We start from the raw sequence: 18,406 nt of genomic DNA, 5'->3' as shown, positions 1-18,406 counted from the left end.
TCAGCAGACGTCGATGACGACCTTGCCCAGCACCTTTCGCTCGGCAACATGCCGCAAAGCGGCCGCGGTTTCGGACAGGGCGAACCGTGCCCCGATGTAGGGCCGGATGGTGCCGGCGGCGAACATCTCCGCCAGCTCCCGCATGTCGCGCGCCGCGTCGTCGGGCCGGTCGCCCATGAAGGTGCGGATCTCCATGCCGCGCACGGTTATCCCCTTGAGCAGGACCAGGTTCAGCGGGATGGCCGGGATGGTGCCCGAGGCGTAGCCGAGGGTGATGAAGGTGCCGCCCCGGGCCAGGCCCCGCAGCGCGGGCTCCGCATACGGCCCGCCGACGGGGTCGAGGACCGCCCGGGCGGCGTCGCCGGTGAGCTCGCGGATGCGCGACTTGAGGTCTTCGCGGTCGTAGTCGACGGTGGCCTCGGCGCCGCGCCGCCGGCACAGCTCGAGCTTTTCCGGGCTGGACGCCGCGGCAAGCACCCGCGCCCCCATGGCCACCGCCAGGTCGACGGCCGCCAGCCCCACGCCACCGGCGGCGCCCAGCACGACCACCCAATCACCCTGCGCCACTCCGGCAATCGAGCGCAGCGCGTGATACGCGGTGCGGTAGGTGACACCGAACGCCGCGGCCGACGCGAAGTCGGCGCCGTCGGGGATGAGCGCGGCCGATCCCGAGTCGAGCAGCGCCTGCTCGGCAAACGCACCGGTCGGGGTGGTCGCGCAGACCCGCTGCCCCGGGCGAAACGCGCTGCCGACGCCGACCGCCATCACCTCTCCGGCGAGCTCGCTGCCCGGAACGAACGGCACCGGGATCTTGACCTGATATTTGCCGGCGATCAACAGCACGTCCGGGAAGTTGACCGCCGCGGCGTGCACCCGAACCACCAGCTGGCCGGGCCCGGGAACGGGGTCGGGGACGTCGTCGATGACCAAATCCTCCGGCGTGCCGTAGGAACGGCACACGGCGGCGCGCATCACTCGACCCCCAAGCCGCGCAGGCAAAACCGGACGACGTGTGCGATGTCGTCGCGACCCGGCCGGTCGGCCGACCCCACGTATCGCCGCATCGTCGCCGCCGTGCAACAGAACACCGCCTCGACGTCGCGGTCGACGTCGGCGCTGCCCAGCTCCGTGACCGGGTCGACCAGCAGGTCCCGCAGGGGGCCCATCATCTCCTGGTCGACGGCGCGCCAGTTGGCGGGTGACATCTGACCGGCCGCCGCGCGGCTCTTGCGGATCAGCTGCGGGTCGGCGACCTGTGCCAGCGTGCCCTCGATCCAGCGCGCGATCTGGTCCTGCGGCTTGGAATCCTTGCCCATCTGGTGCTGCAGGTAGGACACGACAATCGCCACGCCACGTTCCATGACCGCCAGGATGAGGTCGTCCTTGCCGGCGAAATACCGGTAGAACGCTTTGTTCGACGAGCCGGCCTCGGCGACGATGTCGCTGACCCGCGGCTCCTCGGGCGCCACGCGTTCCATCACCCGCACCGCCGCGGCCAGGATGCGCTCGACCTCCTCGGTCGCCTCGCGCTGCCGGTCGTCCAGGGCGCGCTCGACCGCCGCGGTGACCCGGCTACTGGTCAACGAGCTCACCGTATTTGGCGCGGGCCGCCTCGCGCCGGACATCCAGCATCTCGCTCGGCCAGTCGCCCTCTTCGGCCTCGTAGCCCTTGAGCAGCATCCGCGCCAGGTTCACCTTGTGCGCCTCGGTGGGACCGTCGGCCAGCCCGAGCGCGATGCCGCCGAGCAGCACGTTGACCAGCGGCAGCTGGTCGGTGAGACCCAGGGCGCCGTGGACCTGAATCGCCCGCAGCGCAATCGATTTGAGTACCTGCGACGCCAGGATCTTGCAGGCGGCGATCTCGGCGCGGGCGGCGCGCTCGTCGCCGGTGTCGATCAGCCACGCGGCGTGCAGGACGGTCAGCCGGAACGGGATCAACTCCGTATAGGAATCGGCGACGAACTCCTGCACCAGCTGCTTGTCCGCCAGCGAGCTGCCCTGGGTGAAGCGGCTTTTCGCGCGCCGCGACATCATCTCGACGGCGCGCTGCGCCATCCCGATCGAGCGCATCGCGTGGTGCAGCCGCCCGCCGGCCAGGCGGGTCTGCAGGATCAGGAAGCCCTGCCCGGGCTCGCCGAGCAACGCGTCGGACGGCACGCGCACCCCGTCGTACCGGACCAGGGAATGCCCGGGCTCGTGCGGGTCGGCGCCGACGAGGTGGTGGTTGGCCTCCACGTTCAGGCCCGGGGTGCCGGCCGGGATCAGGAACGTCGAGGCGCCCTGGTGGACGGGCACGTCGGGGTCGGTGATCGCGACGACGATGAAGAACGAGGCGACGGACGCATTGGAGGAGAAGTACTTTCGCCCAGTGATGATCCAGTCGTCGCCGTCGCGGACCGCTCGGGTGGTGAAGACCCGCGGGTCCGCGCCGCCCTGCGGCTCGGTCATCGAGAAGCAGGAAAAGATCTCCCCGGACAGCAGCCCGGCCAGATAGCGGTCCTTTTGGTCCTGCGTTCCGAAGCGGGCGATGATCTCCGCGTTGCCGGTATCCGGCGCCTGCGTCCCGAACACGATCGGCGCCCACGGGCTGCGGCCGAGGATCTCGTTGATCAGCGTGAGCTTGACCGCCCCGAACCCCTGCCCGCCGAGTTCGGGCCCCAAATGCGGTGCCCACAAACCGTTGTCGCGAACCTGCTGCTTGAGCGGATCGACGATGCGGCGGCGCTCGTCATTGAGCGTCAGGAATTCGCAGCCGGGGAACAGCACCTCGAGGGGTTCCACCTCCTCGTGCACGAACTCGCGGATCCAGTCCAGTTTTTTTTCGAACTCCGGTTCGGTGGAAAAGTCCCAAGACATTCGAATGCTCCTAATCGCTTTAAGGGATTCCGCCGTCGGCCCGCAGGATCGAACCGGTGGTGAAACTGGAGGCGTCGGACGCCAGAAATAGTGCGGCGCCGACGATTTCGCGCGGGTCGCCGGCGCGCTGCAACGCCAGATGCCTGAACGGCTTGCCGTCGGCCGCCTCGAGGTTCCACGCCTTGCTCACGTCGGTCAGGAACGGCCCCGCCATCAGGGTGTTGACCCGCACGTCCGGCCCGAACGCCTTGGCCAACGCTTCGGTCATGGCGTTCAGGCCCGCCTTGGCCGAGGCGTAGGGAACGATGTCCGGGGCAGGGCGCAACGATCCCGCCGTGCTCACGTTGATGATCGACCCGCGCCCCGCCGCGACCATCCGCTCGCCCACCAATGCCGATAACCGGAAGGGCCCCTTGAGGTTCAGGTTGAGCACCGCGTCGAAGAGCTTCTCGGTGACGTCGGTCAGTTTGTCGTACAGCGGCGACATGCCCGCGTTGTTGATCAGCACGTCGACCTTGCCGAACCGCTCGTAGGTGGCCTCGACCAGGCCGTCGAGCTGGTCCCAGCGCCCCACATGCACCTGATAGGGCATGGCGGAGCGGCCGGTCTCGGCCTCGATCTCCTTGGCGGTGGACACGCAGTTGTCCATGTTGCGGCTGGCGATCACCACGTCGGCCCCGCAGTTGGCGACGGCGAACGCCATCTCGCGTCCCAGTCCGCGGCTGCCGCCGGTGATCAGCACGACGCGATCGGTGAGGTCGAAAAGCTGTTCCGCGTAGCCCATTTCAGCGCGCCCCGGCGAGCTCGGCCGCGGTGGCGATGAGCCGCGGGATCATCGCCCCGAATGTATCCTGAATGGTCGGGTCGACCTTTCCGGTCTTGACCCCCGCCGCGTAGGTCTTCTCCAGCACGATGCCGAGCTTCCAGTTGGCCAGCACCAGGTAATAGTCGATGTTCTCGGTGGACAGCCCGCTGATCTTCTCGTAGTGCTCGAGCAATTCGCTGCGCCTCGGCATGCCGCGCATGTCCAGGTAAAAGCCGTCGGTGCTGGGCTCCTCGCCGTCGTAGCCCAGCAGCGCCCACGCGAGATCCAGCAGCGGATCGCCGACCGTCGTCATCTCCCAGTCCACGATCGCGGCCAGCCGCGCCGGCGCCCCGTGCGCGAACATCACATTGGCGAACTGGTAGTCGCCGTGCATGATGCCCGGCTTGTAGTGGGAGGGCCGGTTGTCGCGCAGCCAGTCGGCGGCCTCGTGCAGTCCGGGCAGCTCGCGCACCTTGTAGGCGTCGAGGAACTTCAGCCAGCGATCGACCTGTCGTTCGTGGAATCCGTCCGGGCGACCGAAGCCCTCGAGTCCTTGCGCGCGCCAGTCCACCCGGCCCAGCTTGGCGGCGCCCTCGACCAACTGGAACGCCAACCCACGGCGGGCCTCCAGGTCGGTGTCGAACGGCGCCTGCCACCCGCCGTCCACCGGGCTCCACCCGTCGATCGCCTGCATCAGGTAGAACGGCATGCCCAGCACGGTGCCGGTGTCGTCCGCGGCGATCAGCGCCGCGTGTGGCACGTCGGTGCCCGACAGCGCGCGAACCAACCGGATCTCGCGGAGCAAGCCGTCGATGCGGGCCGCGTCGGCGCGGGCGCCCGGCATCCGCAGCACCATGCGCTCACCGCCGCGCTCGATCAGGTACAGGGTGTTCTGGGAGCCGCCTTTGAGCTGCTCCAGCACCGGTTGCTCGCCGGCGCCCGGCGCGCGGCTCGCATCCAGCCAACGGGCAAGGACGCTCGGGTCCAGTTGGGTCTCGCTGACACTGGCCATAGGCTGCACACCCCAATCTCCGTGCGGAGAATAGCATTCTCCGCAGGTGTCCGGAAGCCTTGGAGTGCCGTCATTGTCACGGCTTGTGGGCGCTCAGCAGGAAGCCCGGCGCCATGAAGTGGCCCTCGCCGTCGTGTTCGACGTCGGGCAACGGGTCACCGGCAGCCGCGAGGGCGCCGGCGTTGCCGTAGAGCTTGGCGGGGCGGATGTCGTCGATGTGCCACAGCTTCGCGACCGCGTCGCGCAGCTCGATCTCGGTGAAGCCGCGCGGGCCGGGCCGGTCTGCGCCCTGCGGGCCCAGGGCCCCCGCGGCGAACGCCAGGATGTACAGCGCGGCTCCCGGCGCCGCGGCCCGAAAGATCGACTGCAGATAGTCCTGGCGGCGCTCCGGCGGCAGCGCATGGAACAGGCCGCTGTCCAGGATCGTGGCGAACCGACCGTCGTAGCCCCCGAAGCTGGTGACGTCGGCCTGCGCGAAAGTCGCTGTCGTCAGGCCTTGTTCGGCGGCTGCGGCGGCCGCGGCCTCGACCGCGGTAGCGCTGGCGTCCAGGCCCACGACGGTGTGGCCGCGCGCGGCGAGGGCGAGCGACAGGGCGGCGTGCCCGCAGCCGGAGTCCAGGACCTCGCTGCGGATCTTGCCTTCGTCGATCAGCGCCGCGAGCTCGGGCTGCGGACGGCCGATGCTCCACGGCGGCGGAGTTTCTTGCCGGTATGCAGCGTCCCAATCCATCTGCGGTTGTGTCATCTCTCCTCCTCGAGGCCGGCGTCGCGGGGCGCGATGAGAAACTGGGCGCTGCCCACCATCCGACGACGGGAACAAACATGCAAGTGCTGCTGGTCCGGCACGCGTTACCGCTGCGCAGCGAACACGGCGAGGGCTCCGACCCGGACCTGTCCGAGCAGGGGTGGGCGCAGGTCGAGCGCCTGCCCGACGCGCTCGCGCGGTTTCCCATCGCGCGGGTGGTGAGCAGCCCGCAGCGGCGCGCCGTCCAGACCGCCGAACCCGTGGCGGCCACCCGCCGGCTGCCTGTCGAGATCGACGACCGATTCGCCGAATACGACCGCGACCTTCCGGTCTACATCCCCGTCGAGCAGATCAAGGCGGAACGGCCGGAGGAATGGGCCCGCCTGGCCGAGGGGCATCTGCCCAGCGCGGTCGACGAGGACGCGTTTCGCGCGCGCGTCCGCGCGGGGGTCGACGACCTCGTCGCCGCCGCCGACCCGGAGGACACGGTCGCGGTGTTCAGCCATGGCGGGGTGATCAACGTCCTGCTGCACGAGATCCTGGGCACCAGGCGGTTGTTGTCCTTCCCCGTCGACTACGCGTCGGTGACCCGGCTGCTGTTCTCGCGGACCGGTCAGGCGACGGTGGCCGGAATCAACACGGTCGAACACGTGTGGGACCTGCTTCCTAGAAATCAGCGGCCGCTCGGCGACAATGCAGGCCATGGAACGGCCTGAGGTGGAGTCGGGCAATCCGGCGGTGGTGAAGGTGACCGACATCAGCGGTGGTAAACAAGTTCGAGTGACTTCAGTTGACCGACTCGACGGGCTCGACCTGGCCTCGCTGGACCGGTACCTGCGTTCGCTCGGGATAGGCCGCGACGGCGAGCTGCGGGGCGAGTTCATCTCCGGCGGCCGCTCGAATCTGACGTTCCGGGTGTACGACGACGCGACCAGCTGGCTGGTGCGGCGCCCGCCGCTGCACGGCCTGACACCCTCGGCCCACGACATGGCCCGCGAATACAAGGTCGTCGCCGCGCTGCAGGAGACGCCCGTTCCGGTGGCGCGCACGATCGCGCTGTGCGAGGACGACTCGGTGCTGGGCGCGCCGTTTCAGATCGTCGAATTCGTTGCCGGTCAGGTGGTGCGGCGGCGCGCGCAGCTCGAAGCGTTCAGTCACACCGTCATCGACGCCTGCGTCGACTCGCTGATCCGGGTGCTCGTCGATCTCCACAGCGTCGACCCGAACGCCGTGGGACTGGCCGACTTTGGCAAGCCCAGCGGTTACCTGGAGCGCCAGGTGCGGCGCTGGGGTTCGCAGTGGGAGCTGGTGCGGCTGCCCGACGACCACCGCGACGCCGACGTCGAACGCCTGCATTCGGGCCTAAGCCAATCCATCCCGCAGCAGAGCCGGACCTCGATCGTGCACGGCGACTACCGGATCGACAACACCATCCTCGACGCCGACGACCCGACGAAGGTCCGCGCGGTCGTGGACTGGGAGCTCTCGACCCTCGGGGACCCGCTGTCCGACGCCGCCCTGATGTGCGTCTACCGCGACCCGGCGCTGGACCTGATCGTCAACGCGCAGGCCGCGTGGACGTCGCCGCTGTTGCCGACGGCCGACGAGCTGGCCGACCGCTACTCGCTGGTGGCCGGGCTGCCGCTGGCGCATTGGGAGTTCTACATGGCGCTGGCCTATTTCAAGCTGGCCATCATCGCGGCCGGCATCGACTTCCGACGGCGCATGTCGGACCTGGCCAGCGGGAAAGAATCCGAGCACACGCCGGAGGTGGTCGCGCCGCTGATCTCCCGCGGCCTCGCGGAGCTCGCCAAGCTGCCCGGCTGATCCCTCGCGCCCTCAGGGTGTCGAGTGTGCCGCCGCGTGATGCTTCTTCGCGGCGCGGCGCAGCTGAATGATCCGCGCGGTGCCGGCCGCCACCGTGATCAGGCCGCCCACCACCGCCGACAGCAGGATGGCCACACCCAGCGGCAGGCTCCAGCGCCAGCCCAAGAACGCAAACGCCGCCGAATCCGTGTTCTGAGCGATGAAGATCAGCAACAGGATCAGGATCAGGAACCCGGCGATCAGGGAAGTCCACAGGGCGCCGGCGCGGGTGAACCCGATGGCCGGTTCCTTGGCCATCGCGCCGTGTTGTGGATCCGGCGGCGGCGGGGGAGGCGGGGGAGGCGTGGCAGGGATTTGGCCGCTCATACTGTCATCTTTGTCCCATCCTGCGCAGATTGAAACAAATCCACCCAAAACCACCCGTGCGACCCCTCGGCGCCGCAGCGCTTCTGCCGTTAGTGTCAGCGGTATGAGGACGCGGGCGGCGGCGCTGCTGGCCGCGATATGCCTGGTCGCGGCGTGCAGCAACTCCGATCCGCTGGGAGCGCAGACGCGCAGCCCGAGATCCATCGTGGTCGGCTCCGGTGACTTTCCCGAATCGGAGATCGTCGCTGAGATCTACGCGGAAGCGTTGCAGGCCAACGGCTTCGAGATCGGCCGGCGTATGGGCATCGGCAGCAGGGAGACGTACGTGCCTGCGCTGAAGGATCATTCCATCGACCTGGTGCCCGAATACATCGGCAACCTGCTGTTGTACTTCGCTCCCGACTCCACCGCGACCATGCTCGACGACGTCGAGCTGGAGCTGTACAAGAAGCTGCCCGGTGACCTGTCCATCCTGACGCCGTCGCCGGCTTCGGACACCGACACGGTCACCGTCACAAGCGGCACGGCCCGCGACTGGAACCTCAAGACGATCGGCGACCTGGCGGCGCACTCGCCGGACGTCCGGTTCGGGGCGCCCTCGGCGTTCGAGACGCGCCCGTCCGGGTTGCCGGGTCTGCGCCAGAAGTACGGACTCAACATCGCCCCGGGCAACTTCGTCGCGATCAACGACGGCGGCGGCGCGGTCACCGTGCGCGCATTGGTGGGGGGCAAGGTGACGGCCGCGAACATCTTCAGCACCTCGCCGGCGATCCTGCAGAATCATCTGGTGGCGCTCGAGGACCCGCAGCACAACTTCCTGGCCGGCAACATTGTGCCGCTGGTGAATTCGCAGAAGAAATCGGACCGTCTCAAGGACGTGCTGGACGCGGTCTCGGCTAAGCTGACCACCGCCGGCCTGGCCGGCTTAAACGCCGCGGTATCGGGCAATTCCGGCATCGATCCCAACCAGGCGGCGCGAAACTGGGTGCGCGACAACGGCTTCAATCGCCCGATCGGCCAACCGCGTTGATCGTATTCGACAATGTCACCAAGGTGTTCGCCGACGGGACGACCGCGGTCGACCAGCTCAGCCTGGTGGTACCCAACGGCGAATTGACGGTATTCGTCGGGTCTTCGGGTAGCGGCAAGACCACGGCGTTACGGATGATCAACCGGATGATCGAACCGACCTCCGGCAGGATAACCGTCAACGGGGCGGACGTCTCGACCGTCAACCCGGTGCGGCTGCGCCTGGGGATCGGCTACGTCATCCAGCACGCCGGCCTGATGCCGCATCAGCGCGTAATCGACAACGTGGCAACGGTTCCGGTGCTCAAGGGCCGATCCCGCCGGGACGCCCGCAAGGTCGCCTACGGGGTGCTCGAGCGCGTCGGGTTGGACGCCAAGATCGCCACCCGCTACCCTGCCCAGCTCTCCGGCGGGGAACAACAGCGCGTCGGCGTGGCGCGCGCGCTCGCCGCGGACCCGCCGATCCTGTTGATGGACGAGCCGTTCTCCGCCGTCGACCCGGTGGTGCGCCACGAGCTGCAGAACGAAATACTGCGTCTGCAAAGCGAATTGCACAAGACCACCGTGTTCGTCACGCACGACATCGACGAGGCGCTGCGCCTCGGCGAACGGATAGCGGTGTTCTCCGACGGCGTGCTGCAGCAGTACGACGAACCCGCGCAACTGCTGTCGCGCCCGGCCAACGAATTCGTCGCCCGGTTCATCGGTCTCGGCCGTGGCTACCGCTGGTTGCAGCTGATGGGCGCGGACGGGTTGCCGTTGCACGACATCGAGCGGATCGCCGAGGCCAGCCTCCCCGAGGCCGGGCCGCCCGCCGGCTGGGCTGTGGTGGTCGACGCGGCGGGCGCCCCGGTGGGCTGGATCGACGCCGAAGGCCTGCGCAAGCACCGCGCGGGCGCGTCGCTGCCCGACAGCATGGGCGGCGTCGGGTCAGTGTTCCGCCCCGACGGCAACCTCAGCCACGCGCTCGACGCCGCGCTGTCGTCGCCGTCGGGCCTGGGGGTGGCCGTCGACGACGGGGGCAAGCTCATCGGCGGCGTGCTGGCCGCCGACGTGCTGGCCGTGGTGGAAGCCCGGCGAAGGGCCTAGGCATGCACTACCTACTCACCCACCTGGACGACGCCTGGGCCCTGACCGTGGTCCATCTGCGGCTGTCGTTGGTGCCGGTCGTGATCGGGTTGGCGATCGCGGTGCCGCTGGGCGTGCTGGTGCAGCGCGCGCCGATTGCCCGGCGGCTGACGACGGCGACGGCCAGCGTGGTGTTCACCATCCCGTCGCTGGCGCTGTTCGTGGTGTTGCCGACGATCATCGGAACCCGGATCCTCGACGAGGCCAACGTCATGGTGGCGCTGACGGCCTACACCGCCGCGCTGTTGGTGCGGGCGGTGCTCGAGGCGCTGGACGCGGTGCCCGCCCAGATCAGCGACGCCGCCACCGCCATCGGCTACCCGGGGCTCAAGCGGATGCTGAGAGTCGAACTGCCGCTGTCCATTCCGGTGCTCGTCGCCGGGCTGCGCGTGGTAGTGGTGACGAACATCGCGATGGTCTCGGTCGGTTCGGTGATCGGCATCGGCGGCCTGGGCACCTGGTTCACCGAGGGGTACCAGACCGACAAGAGCGATCAGATCGTCGCCGGCATCGTCGCACTGTTCGTGCTGGCGATCGCCATCGACGCGCTCATCGTCGTGGCGGGCCGTCTGGCCACGCCGTGGGAACGGGCCGGGCGCACCCCGCGCCGCCGGTCGGTGGTGGCCCCGGTGGTGGGCGGAGCGCGATGAGCTTTGTGCAGCAGGCCCTCTCCTACCTCCTGACCGCGGACAACTGGGCCGGTCCCGTCGGGCTGGCGGCGCGGATCCTGGAGCATCTGGAATACACCGCGATCGCGGTGGGCGCGTCGGCGCTGATCGCCGTCCCGATCGGGCTGATCATCGGGCACACCGGCCGCGGCACGCTTCTGGTCGTCGGCGCCGTCAACGGACTGCGCGCCCTGCCCACGCTGGGTGTGCTGCTGCTGGGCGTGCTGCTGTTCGGCCTGGGTTTGGGGCCGCCGCTGGTCGCACTGATGTTGCTGGGCGTCCCGTCGCTGCTGGCCGGCACCTATGCGGGTATCGCCAACGTCGAGCCCACGGTCGTCGATGCCGCCCGCGCGATGGGCATGACGGAGGCGCAGGTGCTGCTTCGCGCGGAGATCCCCAACGCACTGCCGCTGATCCTGGGCGGGCTGCGCAGCGCGACCCTGCAGGTGGTCGCCACCGCAACCGTCGCCGCCTACGCGAGCCTCGGCGGTCTGGGCCGATACCTGATCGACGGGATCAAGGAACGGCAGTTCCAGCTCGCGCTGGTCGGCGCGTTGATGGTGGCCGCGTTGGCGCTGATCCTCGACGGCCTGTTGGCGCTCGCGGTGTGGGCGTCGGCGCCCGGTACCGGCCGGTTACGTGGGCCCGTGCGTCGGCGCGACCGCGTGACGCCCACCGCACTTCCGGACAAACCTGCCGCCGTCGGTGGACAAGTTTTACGGTAGAAGCGTGAACGCAGCCCCCTCTGACCCCCGGCGCGTGTGGCAGGCGATGTTGACCTGGCGCGCGCAGGACATCTCGCGCATGGAATCGGTACGAATCCAGCTGTCCAACAAGCGGATCAGGGCCAACGGGCGCATCGTGGCCGCCGCCACCCCGACCAACCCGGCGTTCGGCGCCTATTACGACCTGCAGACCGACGAGACCGGCGCCACCAAGCGGCTCGGCCTGACCGTGACGCTGGCCGAACGCGAGCGCGTGCTATCCATCGCCCGCGACGAGGAAAACATGTGGCTGATCACCGACCACCAGGGCGAGCGGCGCGCCGGATACAACGGCGCACTCGACGTCGACGTGGTGTTCAGCCCGTTCTTCAACGCGCTGCCGATCCGGCGCCTCGCGCTGCACGAACGCGCGGACATGGTGACGCTGCCGATGGTCTACGTGAACGTGCCGGACATGTCCGTCACCGCGGCGACCGTGAGCTACACCAGCGAGGGCCGTCTCGACGGAATCAAGTTGCGCTCGCCGGTCGCCGACACCACCGTGAGCGTCGACGCGGACGGCTTCATCGTGGACTATCCAAGCTTGGCAGAGCGGATCTGATCACCCCGCCCGCGCGGCCCGCGGCGGCCAGTTCCTCGCGCCACTTCTCCTCGCCGATGACGATGGTAAAGATGTCGGACCGCGGGAAGCTGTCGTACCGGGTGCGCGCGGCATGGCCCGCGTCGATGAGATCGGCCAGCGAGTTGTGGCTGGCCAGCGACTCGCGGGCGCGGCGCAGCAATTCGATGACCTGATCGACGGCCGGGAGCAGCTGCTCGGAGTTGCCTTCGCACATCGCCCGGACCAGGTCGGGGGCGGTGCCGGCGACCCGGGTGCCGTCCCGGAACGAGCCGGCCGCCAGCGCGAACGCCAGCGGGACCTCACCCGCGGTCACCGCCAGCGCCTCGGCCAGCAGGTGGGGCAGGTGCGAGATGGCGGCCGCCGCGGCGTCGTGCTCGTCCGACTTGGCCGGGACCACCAGCGCGCCGCAGTCCAGCGCCAGCGTCATCACCATGGACCACACGACCGGATCGACGTGGTCGTCCACGCTGATCACCCATGGGGCCCTGGTGAACAGCCCGGCGTAGCCGGCGGCCCAGCCCGAGTCGGCGGTGCCCGTCATAGGGTGACCGCCGACGAAGCGTTCCAGCAGGCCGGCCGCGGCGACCTCATTGACGACCGCGCTCTTGACGCTGGTGACGTCGGTCAGCGGGCAGTGCGGGGCGAGCTCGCCGACATGCGCGAGCATGCCGGCCAGCGCCGGCATCGGCACGGCCAGGACGATCAGCGCGCCGGCGTCGGCGGCCCGGGTCAGGGTCTTGGTGAGGTCGGTGCTGGCGTCGAAGCCGTCGGCGGTGGCCGCCTGCGCGCCCTCGACCGATCGGTTGTAGCCGAACACGTCGCGACCGGCCGCGGTGGCGGCCCGCATGATGGAGCCGCCGATCAGGCCCAGCCCGATCACGCAGACGGGAGTCTTGGATACAGGGTGGGCCACCGTCTTAGGTTTGCATACTTTTGCCGGTCGGCGGTGTTCCATCTGGTCAGGTGGCCTGGTCAGCGACTAGCGTAGGCGCCCATGGGAGCACAGCGGGCGCCAGCGCAAGGCCCGTCCGCGGACACACCGGACGGCTTCGGCGTCGCGGTCGTGCGAGAAGAGGGCAAGTGGCGCTGTTACCCCATGGGCGCCAAGTCGCTGACGAGCCTGCAGACCGCCGAGACGGAGCTGCGTGAGCTGCGCAGCTCGGGCGCGGTGTTCGGGCTGCTCGACGTCGACGACGAGTTCTTCGTCATCGTGCGCCCCGGCCCGTCGGGGACCCGGTTGCTGCTCTCGGACGCCACCGCCGCGCTGGACTACGACATCGCCGCCGAGGTGCTGGACAACCTCGACGCCGACATCGATCCCGAGGACCTCGAGGACGCGGACCCGTTCGAGGAGGGCGACCTGGGGTTGCTGTCCGACGTCGGGCTGCCCGAGGCGGTGCTGGGCGTCATCCTCGACGAGACCGACCTGTACGCCGACGAGCAACTGGGCCGCATCGCCCGCGAGATGGGCTTCGCCGACCAGCTGTCGGCGGTGATCGACCGCCTCGGTCGGTGAAGGCTGACGAAGACCTGATTCGTGCCGCGCTGTCGGTCGCCGCGACGGCGGGCCCGCGCGACGTGCCGATCGGTGCGGTGGTCGTCGGCGCCGACGGGACGGAGCTCGCCCGGGCGGTGAATGCCCGTGAGGCCCTTGGGGATCCGACCGCGCACGCGGAAATCCTGGCGATGCGGGCGGCCGCCGGCGTGCTCGGCGACGGGTGGCGGCTGGAGGGGGCCACGCTGGCGGTGACGGTCGAGCCGTGCACCATGTGCGCGGGCGCGCTCGTGCTGGCCCGCGTCGCGCGGCTGGTCTTCGGGGCGTGGGAGCCGAAGACGGGAGCCGTCGGGTCGCTGTGGGACGTGGTCCGCGACCGTCGGCTCAACCATCGCCCGGAGGTGCGTGGTGGCGTGCTCGCGCGGGAGTGCGCCGCGCCGCTAGAGGCCTTCTTTGCCCGCCAGCGATTGGGGTGAGTGGCCGGGGGTTCGGTAAGCTGCCTGGCGGTGGCGTGTCCGAGCGGCCTAAGGAGCACGCCTCGAAAGCGTGTGACGGCTAAAACCGTCCGAGGGTTCAAATCCCTCCGCCACCGCCAAGGAAAGAATAATATCCGCAGGTAAGGCGCCTGCTTAGCGCCCCAGCGCTGCTGAATGGGCGATGGTTGGGCACAAAATGGGTAAATCTCGAAGCAAGAAATTCCATAACTTTGCTGTGCGCTTTTCACAGATCGCGCCGTCCCGGAGCCCGCGCGGATGAGAGCCAAACCTAGCGTTTTGTTCGTCTGCGTACACAACACCGGCCGCTCTCAAATGGCCGCCGCGCTGCTCACGCACCTCGCCGGTGATCGCATCGAAGTGCGCTCCGCCGGAACCCAACCCGCCTCGGTGATCAGCCCCGCCGCCGTCGCAGCGATGGCTGAAATCGGCATTGACATCACCGCGGCAGCCCCCAAACTCCTCACCCCCGGCGACGTGCGGGCCGGCGACATCGTGATCACCATGGGTTGCGGCGACATCAGCCCCCACATCCCCGCAGCCACCTACCGCGACTGGAAACTGGCGGACCCGGCAGGCCAGCCCCCGGACATCGTTCGCGCCATCCGGGACGACATCGTCAAGCACGTCCACGCGCTGATTGCCGAACTTCTTCCCACGACTAACACGCCATAATCAGCGCTTTGCGCAGCTCGGAGCGCGTTTTACGTAGGCGCCCCACCGCCCAGGCTGCGGGCAGTCTGAAATTCGCTGTCCCGGTACGGCCGGCCGTCGGGTTGCAGCAGGTCGTGGAACCACACCTTCGGCGGCGCCGCGTACGGGTGATCCCACGAGTCCCACGGGAAGTAGGTCTGGGTCTTGCCGGCGACCAGCCCCCAGTTGAAGGCGCCGACGTTCCGGCGCTTCGCGATGGGCAGGATCGACTCGATCGTGCTGCCCTGCGGCCGGGCCATGTACTCGGTGCAGATGATCGGGCGGCCCATCGGCGCGAGCTCGGCGACCCGCGCATCGAAGCCCGCGGGCTCGGCGTAGGAGTGGAAGGTGATCACGTCGGCGTTGTTCAGCTGGATGTCGCTGATGGCGCTGGCGCCGCCGCGCTCGCCCTGGTCGGCGCCGCGCCAAACCCCGCTCGTGAGCGGTTGGCTGGGATCGACCGAACGGGCCCAGCGGAACACCTGGGGGAGCAGCTCCGCGACCCGGTCCAGCTTGTCTTTTCGTTCGACTTTGGCATACACCCGCGCGGGATTGTCCGGTTCGTTCCACAGGTCCCAACCCAAAATCCGGTTGTCGCTACGGAATTGGGTCAAAACGCTCGTCACGTAGTCGTGCAGGACCTGGGTGTAGGCGGGGTCGCCGAGGCGTTCCGCGCCGGGGCTCTGCACCCACCCCGAGTTGTGGACGCCGGGCCGCGGCGCACGCTGCGGACCCAGTTTGGGGAACGGATCCCAGCAGGAGTCGAAGAACACGAACAGCGGCCTGATGCCGTGACTCGCGGCGACGCTGACGAACTGCGCGAGGCGGGTGTGAAAGCCCCGGGCGTCCTGGGCCCACAGCTGGTCGTGCAGGAAAACCCGCACGCTGTTGAAGCCGTACGCCCGGGCCCAGCTCAGCTCGGTGTTGATGCGCCGAAGGTCGTACGTGCCGGGCTGGAACATCTCCAGCTGATTGATGGCGTTCGAAGTGATGTAGTTCGCGCCGACCAGCCATCCCTGCGCTTGATACCAGCGGTTGGCCCGGTCGGGCGACCACCGGGTTATCTCCCCGGAGGAGCGCGGCGCCGGGTCCGCGGACGCGCGAGGCGCATGCGCCAGGGCCGTGCCCGCCGCCAGCAGCAATGGGAGCTTCAAGGCCGTACGACGGTGCACAAAATGACGATAAATTTCCGGGGGCCCGGTACGCGGTATTTGGCCAGCGCGTCGCGGCAGCTTCTCGGCGCTGCGGAAATTGTTATCTTGTTGTGACCTACCGGCATTCGCGCGTTCGGTCGGGGGTCACCGTGGCCCGGCGGCCCCGGCCTAGCCGAATCCCTTGGCGTGCAACATCATTACGCGGGACGTGAAAACGAGCTTGCTCAAATGTCAAGGGACGGGGGCGCCCACCCGTCCACGACAAGCGGTAACGAGACCGACGAATCGCCGCAACTGACCTCGATCGTCCAGCGGCCGTCGACGGGCAGCCGTGCCTCGATTTCGAAGAAGGCGAACCCCGGGAATTCCCCGACGGCGGCTTCGGGCGCGTCGAACCACTTGTATTGCGTCGCGTCGAGTGTCGGGGGCTTGATCTCGACGTCGACTCGCCGGTCAGAATCCCCGCTTTCGGCCAGCGTCAGCACCACGAGGACAAACCGGGCATACCGGTCAGGCCCGACCGTGAATTTGGAAAGCACGCCGCCTTGCACGTTGAGCTTGTTGTCGATGGTCGCGGCCGCTTCCGCCAGGAAAGCCCCGGTAAGTTTCACAGGCAGAACCTACCCCGCAGCGCGGCCGATCGGATGCCGAACGACTAACGCAACTTGCGGCCGTCATTGTCCTTGACGCTGCCGGTGAACATCATGATCGCGTCGACAAAGGCCCACACACAATTGCGCCCAGGAACAATTGCAGAAGCCGGGCCGTGGTGGCGGACTTGTCCGATAGCGGTACCCCCGTTAGGGGATCGCGCCCGAATGGCGCTTGAGGGTCGACGCCGTACCCCGGATAGCCCGGATAGCCCGAACGGGGCGGATAAGCCGGGTAGCCCGGCGGTGGCCCGTAGCCCGGCTGCTGCCGCCAACCCCAAGCCGGGTCGCCGAAGGGGTCCCCGGGCGCTCCGTCCACAGGTTCCGTCGGCCCGGAAAAAAGCCCGGCGCGGATGGCGAAAGTGACTACAAATTTTGCGTCCGGGGGCGCGATACTTAACCGGTGCCTGATCGCAACGTGCTCGGCGGCCCGCTGGAACCGTGCGGCACCGACCCGCTTACAGGTTTCTACCGCGACGGCTGTTGCTCGACCGGCTCAGAAGACATCGGTCGGCACACGGTCTGCGCGGTGATGACCGCTGAATTCCTGGAACATCAGCGCTCCATCGGTAACGACTTGCTGACGCCGGTTCCCGAGCACCGCTTCCCCGGCCTGCTGCCCGGCGATCGCTGGTGCGTCACCGCGCTGAACTGGCTTCGCGCCCATAACGACGGGTGCGCCGCGCCCGTGGTGCTGGCGTCCACCCACGAGCGCACGCTCGAGGTGGTGCCCCTGGAGGCGCTGCAGGAACACAAGGTCGACGTTCCCGACGACCTGGCCAACCTGTAGAGCTCCCTGACGCGCGCGCACGCCGCACGGTAACTTCGACGCAGTCGATGTCGAGGAGGCGGTCGCGTGGGTTCGGCGGACCTCGGCATCACCGACATGGGCGGCCTCGACTTCGACGACCTGACGTCGCCCCGGCTGACCGACGTCCAGCGCCAGATTCTGGAATTCACCGAGGCCAAGCGCGTCGAATTCGATGTCGACCGGATGCTGGCCGAAGCCGTCGAGCAGGCGGGTGCCGACGACCTGGCCGACACCGACGGGTTCGGCGACCGGCTGACCGCGCACGTGGCCGCGATCGAGGCCGACGAGGGCCTGACCCAGCTCACTCGCAACACGCTGCGGCAACGGGTGGTCCGCCTGGTGCGCAACCGGCTGTCGCTGACCGACCTCATCAAGCGCTACCCCGAAATCGAATCGATCCCGATCGAGCAGCCCTTCATCGTGGTCGGGATGCCGCGATCCGGAACCACGCATCTGGTCAACCTCATTGCCGCCGACCCGCGCCGGCGCGCGCTGCCCTACTGGGAGAGCCAGGAACCGATACCCGCGCTCGGCCAAGGCCCCGATATTTCCGGGGTCGACCCCCGCTACGCGCGGGCCAAGGACGAGCACGACGCGCTCATGGCCAGCGCCCCAGTGGTCGCCGCCATGCATGACCGCTTCCCCGAGGCGATCGAGGAGGAGGTCGAACTCCTCGACCTCGACTTGGCCGCCTACGTTCTGGAATGGCATGCGCGCGTGCCGGATTGGCGCGACTACTACCTCGGGCTCGACCAGACCCGGCACTACGCCTACCTGAAGAAGGTCCTGCAGGCGCTGACGTTCCTGCGCGGTCCGCGGACCTGGGTGCTCAAGAGCCCGCAGCACTGCGAGCAGCTTGGCCCGCTGATGGCGACCTTCCCCGACGCGACGGTGGCATTCACCCATCGCGATCCCGTCGCCGTGGTCCAGTCGGCCATCACAATGATGGCCTACTCCGACCGGCTGCGCCGGACCAGCATCGACCCCGAATGGCTGCTGGACTACTGGAGCGACCGCGTGCAGCGGCTGCTCGGCGCGTGCGTGCGCGACCGCGACCTGGTTCCAGCCGAACGCAGCATCGACATCAGCTTCCACCACCTCAACGGCAACGAAATGCCGCTGCTGGAGCAGCTTTACCAGCGCGGGGGAGTCGAACTGACGCCCAGGGTGCGCGGTCGGCTGCAGAACTATCTGGACGGCAATCCGCGCGGCAAGCACGGCCGCGTCCGCTACGCGTTGCAGCGGCACTTCGGCATCTCGCCCGACGAACTCCGCGGGCGCTTCGGGTTCTATTTCGAAAAGTTCGACGTCCACCCCGAATGAAGG

General features: G+C 68.7%; 21 protein-coding genes, 1 tRNA gene and 1 pseudogene. 13 read left to right on the top strand and 10 right to left on the bottom strand.

Features of this window, described 5'->3' with window-relative positions:
• From AC5Y5E_RS22860 to AC5Y5E_RS22835, 6 genes are all read right to left on the bottom strand, one after another.
• Complete coding sequence (locus tag AC5Y5E_RS22860) at positions 1 to 972, bottom strand: NADPH:quinone oxidoreductase family protein (protein WP_499905249.1); 972 nt, start codon at positions 970 to 972, stop codon at positions 1 to 3.
• Positions 972 to 1,592: a TetR/AcrR family transcriptional regulator gene (locus tag AC5Y5E_RS22855; RefSeq protein WP_499905248.1), complete on the bottom strand. Its 621-nt coding sequence runs from the start codon at positions 1,590 to 1,592 to the stop codon at positions 972 to 974. The genes AC5Y5E_RS22860 and AC5Y5E_RS22855 overlap by 1 nt, the downstream gene beginning before the upstream one ends.
• Positions 1,573 to 2,856: an acyl-CoA dehydrogenase family protein gene (locus AC5Y5E_RS22850; protein WP_499905247.1), complete on the bottom strand. Its 1,284-nt coding sequence runs from the start codon at positions 2,854 to 2,856 to the stop codon at positions 1,573 to 1,575. The genes AC5Y5E_RS22855 and AC5Y5E_RS22850 overlap by 20 nt, the downstream gene beginning before the upstream one ends.
• A gap of 19 nt (positions 2,857 to 2,875) precedes the next feature.
• Positions 2,876 to 3,640 (bottom strand): SDR family NAD(P)-dependent oxidoreductase, encoded by a 765-nt coding sequence (locus AC5Y5E_RS22845; RefSeq protein ID WP_499905245.1) that lies wholly within the window; start codon positions 3,638 to 3,640, stop codon positions 2,876 to 2,878.
• A 1-nt stretch (position 3,641) separates the two neighbouring features.
• Positions 3,642 to 4,673: a phosphotransferase family protein gene (locus AC5Y5E_RS22840; protein WP_499905244.1), complete on the bottom strand. Its 1,032-nt coding sequence runs from the start codon at positions 4,671 to 4,673 to the stop codon at positions 3,642 to 3,644.
• A gap of 76 nt (positions 4,674 to 4,749) precedes the next feature.
• Positions 4,750 to 5,418: a class I SAM-dependent methyltransferase gene (locus AC5Y5E_RS22835; RefSeq protein WP_499905242.1), complete on the bottom strand. Its 669-nt coding sequence runs from the start codon at positions 5,416 to 5,418 to the stop codon at positions 4,750 to 4,752.
• A 77-nt stretch (positions 5,419 to 5,495) separates the two neighbouring features.
• Between AC5Y5E_RS22835 and AC5Y5E_RS22830 the strand changes: the two genes are divergently transcribed.
• A complete protein-coding gene (locus AC5Y5E_RS22830) occupies positions 5,496 to 6,134 on the top strand; it encodes a histidine phosphatase family protein (RefSeq protein WP_499905724.1) in 639 nt (212 codons plus the stop codon).
• 64 nt (positions 6,135 to 6,198) lie between these two features.
• A complete protein-coding gene (locus tag AC5Y5E_RS22825) occupies positions 6,199 to 7,245 on the top strand; it encodes a phosphotransferase family protein (protein WP_499905722.1) in 1,047 nt (348 codons plus the stop codon).
• 12 nt (positions 7,246 to 7,257) lie between these two features.
• On the opposite strand, the gene AC5Y5E_RS22820 is transcribed toward AC5Y5E_RS22825, so the two are convergent.
• Positions 7,258 to 7,611, bottom strand: coding sequence for a LapA family protein (locus AC5Y5E_RS22820; RefSeq protein ID WP_499905241.1), 354 nt, complete (start codon positions 7,609 to 7,611; stop codon positions 7,258 to 7,260).
• A 103-nt stretch (positions 7,612 to 7,714) separates the two neighbouring features.
• Between AC5Y5E_RS22820 and AC5Y5E_RS22815 the strand changes: the two genes are divergently transcribed.
• The 5 genes from AC5Y5E_RS22815 to AC5Y5E_RS22795 are packed head-to-tail and all read left to right on the top strand — an operon-like array spanning position 7,715 to position 11,762.
• Positions 7,715 to 8,641, top strand: a complete 927-nt coding sequence (locus AC5Y5E_RS22815; RefSeq protein WP_499905239.1) for an ABC transporter substrate-binding protein — start codon at positions 7,715 to 7,717, stop codon at positions 8,639 to 8,641.
• Complete coding sequence (locus AC5Y5E_RS22810) at positions 8,638 to 9,729, top strand: ABC transporter ATP-binding protein (protein ID WP_499905238.1); 1,092 nt, start codon at positions 8,638 to 8,640, stop codon at positions 9,727 to 9,729. Before AC5Y5E_RS22815 ends, AC5Y5E_RS22810 begins: the two co-directional genes overlap by 4 nt.
• A gap of 2 nt (positions 9,730 to 9,731) precedes the next feature.
• Positions 9,732 to 10,418 (top strand): ABC transporter permease, encoded by a 687-nt coding sequence (locus tag AC5Y5E_RS22805; protein ID WP_499905237.1) that lies wholly within the window; start codon positions 9,732 to 9,734, stop codon positions 10,416 to 10,418.
• Positions 10,415 to 11,161: an ABC transporter permease gene (locus AC5Y5E_RS22800; protein WP_499905236.1), complete on the top strand. Its 747-nt coding sequence runs from the start codon at positions 10,415 to 10,417 to the stop codon at positions 11,159 to 11,161. Before AC5Y5E_RS22805 ends, AC5Y5E_RS22800 begins: the two co-directional genes overlap by 4 nt.
• A 4-nt stretch (positions 11,162 to 11,165) precedes the next feature.
• Complete coding sequence (locus AC5Y5E_RS22795) at positions 11,166 to 11,762, top strand: putative glycolipid-binding domain-containing protein (protein WP_499905234.1); 597 nt, start codon at positions 11,166 to 11,168, stop codon at positions 11,760 to 11,762.
• Here AC5Y5E_RS22795 and AC5Y5E_RS22790 read toward each other — a convergent pair.
• A complete protein-coding gene (locus AC5Y5E_RS22790; protein WP_499905721.1) occupies positions 11,725 to 12,663 on the bottom strand; it encodes a prephenate dehydrogenase in 939 nt (312 codons plus the stop codon). The two genes, AC5Y5E_RS22795 and AC5Y5E_RS22790, sit on opposite strands and share 38 nt — an antisense overlap.
• 114 nt (positions 12,664 to 12,777) lie before the next feature.
• Between AC5Y5E_RS22790 and AC5Y5E_RS22785 the strand changes: the two genes are divergently transcribed.
• The 4 genes and pseudogenes from AC5Y5E_RS22785 to AC5Y5E_RS22770 form a co-directional block, all read left to right on the top strand.
• Positions 12,778 to 13,299 carry a tRNA adenosine deaminase-associated protein gene (locus AC5Y5E_RS22785; RefSeq protein WP_499905233.1) on the top strand — a complete coding sequence of 174 codons (522 nt, stop codon included), beginning with the start codon at positions 12,778 to 12,780 and terminating at the stop codon, positions 13,297 to 13,299.
• Positions 13,296 to 13,754, top strand: a complete 459-nt coding sequence (locus AC5Y5E_RS22780; RefSeq protein WP_499905232.1) for a nucleoside deaminase — start codon at positions 13,296 to 13,298, stop codon at positions 13,752 to 13,754. Before AC5Y5E_RS22785 ends, AC5Y5E_RS22780 begins: the two co-directional genes overlap by 4 nt.
• A 29-nt stretch (positions 13,755 to 13,783) precedes the next feature.
• Positions 13,784 to 13,873, top strand: a tRNA-Ser gene (locus tag AC5Y5E_RS22775).
• Positions 13,874 to 13,991: 118 nt separating this feature from the next.
• Positions 13,992 to 14,447: pseudogene (locus AC5Y5E_RS22770) on the top strand (arsenate-mycothiol transferase ArsC); the annotation flags it as partial.
• A gap of 29 nt (positions 14,448 to 14,476) precedes the next feature.
• Here AC5Y5E_RS22770 and AC5Y5E_RS22765 read toward each other — a convergent pair.
• Entirely contained in the window at positions 14,477 to 15,637 is a 1,161-nt protein-coding gene (locus AC5Y5E_RS22765) for a glycoside hydrolase 5 family protein (RefSeq protein WP_499905231.1), read from the bottom strand.
• A gap of 206 nt (positions 15,638 to 15,843) precedes the next feature.
• On the bottom strand, positions 15,844 to 16,230 hold the full coding sequence (locus tag AC5Y5E_RS22760) for a hypothetical protein (protein WP_499905229.1): 387 nt from the start codon (positions 16,228 to 16,230) through the stop codon (positions 15,844 to 15,846).
• Positions 16,231 to 16,672: 442 nt separating this feature from the next.
• On the opposite strand from AC5Y5E_RS22760, the gene AC5Y5E_RS22755 reads away from it, so the two are divergent.
• On the top strand, positions 16,673 to 17,059 hold the full coding sequence (locus AC5Y5E_RS22755) for a DUF2237 family protein (RefSeq protein ID WP_499905227.1): 387 nt from the start codon (positions 16,673 to 16,675) through the stop codon (positions 17,057 to 17,059).
• A gap of 96 nt (positions 17,060 to 17,155) precedes the next feature.
• Complete coding sequence (locus AC5Y5E_RS22750) at positions 17,156 to 18,403, top strand: sulfotransferase family protein (protein ID WP_499905720.1); 1,248 nt, start codon at positions 17,156 to 17,158, stop codon at positions 18,401 to 18,403.
• Positions 18,404 to 18,406 lie beyond the last annotated feature (3 nt).

Source organism: Mycobacterium sp. NGS54 (assembly GCF_059812465.1).
Note: the sequence above shows the minus strand (reverse complement) of the source record. Positions and strands in the feature narration are given on the sequence as shown.

Coding starts and splice junctions, on each gene's coding strand:
- AC5Y5E_RS22860 (WP_499905249.1), bottom strand. CDS start 972: ATGCGCGCCGCCGTGTGCCGTTCCTACGGCACGCCGGAGGATTTGGTC.
- AC5Y5E_RS22850 (WP_499905247.1), bottom strand. CDS start 2,856: ATGTCTTGGGACTTTTCCACCGAACCGGAGTTCGAAAAAAAACTGGAC.
- AC5Y5E_RS22845 (WP_499905245.1), bottom strand. CDS start 3,640: ATGGGCTACGCGGAACAGCTTTTCGACCTCACCGATCGCGTCGTGCTG.
- AC5Y5E_RS22840 (WP_499905244.1), bottom strand. CDS start 4,673: ATGGCCAGTGTCAGCGAGACCCAACTGGACCCGAGCGTCCTTGCCCGT.
- AC5Y5E_RS22835 (WP_499905242.1), bottom strand. CDS start 5,418: ATGACACAACCGCAGATGGATTGGGACGCTGCATACCGGCAAGAAACT.
- AC5Y5E_RS22830 (WP_499905724.1), top strand. CDS start 5,496: ATGCAAGTGCTGCTGGTCCGGCACGCGTTACCGCTGCGCAGCGAACAC.
- AC5Y5E_RS22820 (WP_499905241.1), bottom strand. CDS start 7,611: ATGAGCGGCCAAATCCCTGCCACGCCTCCCCCGCCTCCCCCGCCGCCG.
- AC5Y5E_RS22815 (WP_499905239.1), top strand. CDS start 7,715: ATGAGGACGCGGGCGGCGGCGCTGCTGGCCGCGATATGCCTGGTCGCG.
- AC5Y5E_RS22805 (WP_499905237.1), top strand. CDS start 9,732: ATGCACTACCTACTCACCCACCTGGACGACGCCTGGGCCCTGACCGTG.
- AC5Y5E_RS22800 (WP_499905236.1), top strand. CDS start 10,415: ATGAGCTTTGTGCAGCAGGCCCTCTCCTACCTCCTGACCGCGGACAAC.
- AC5Y5E_RS22785 (WP_499905233.1), top strand. CDS start 12,778: ATGGGAGCACAGCGGGCGCCAGCGCAAGGCCCGTCCGCGGACACACCG.
- AC5Y5E_RS22750 (WP_499905720.1), top strand. CDS start 17,156: ATGGGCGGCCTCGACTTCGACGACCTGACGTCGCCCCGGCTGACCGAC.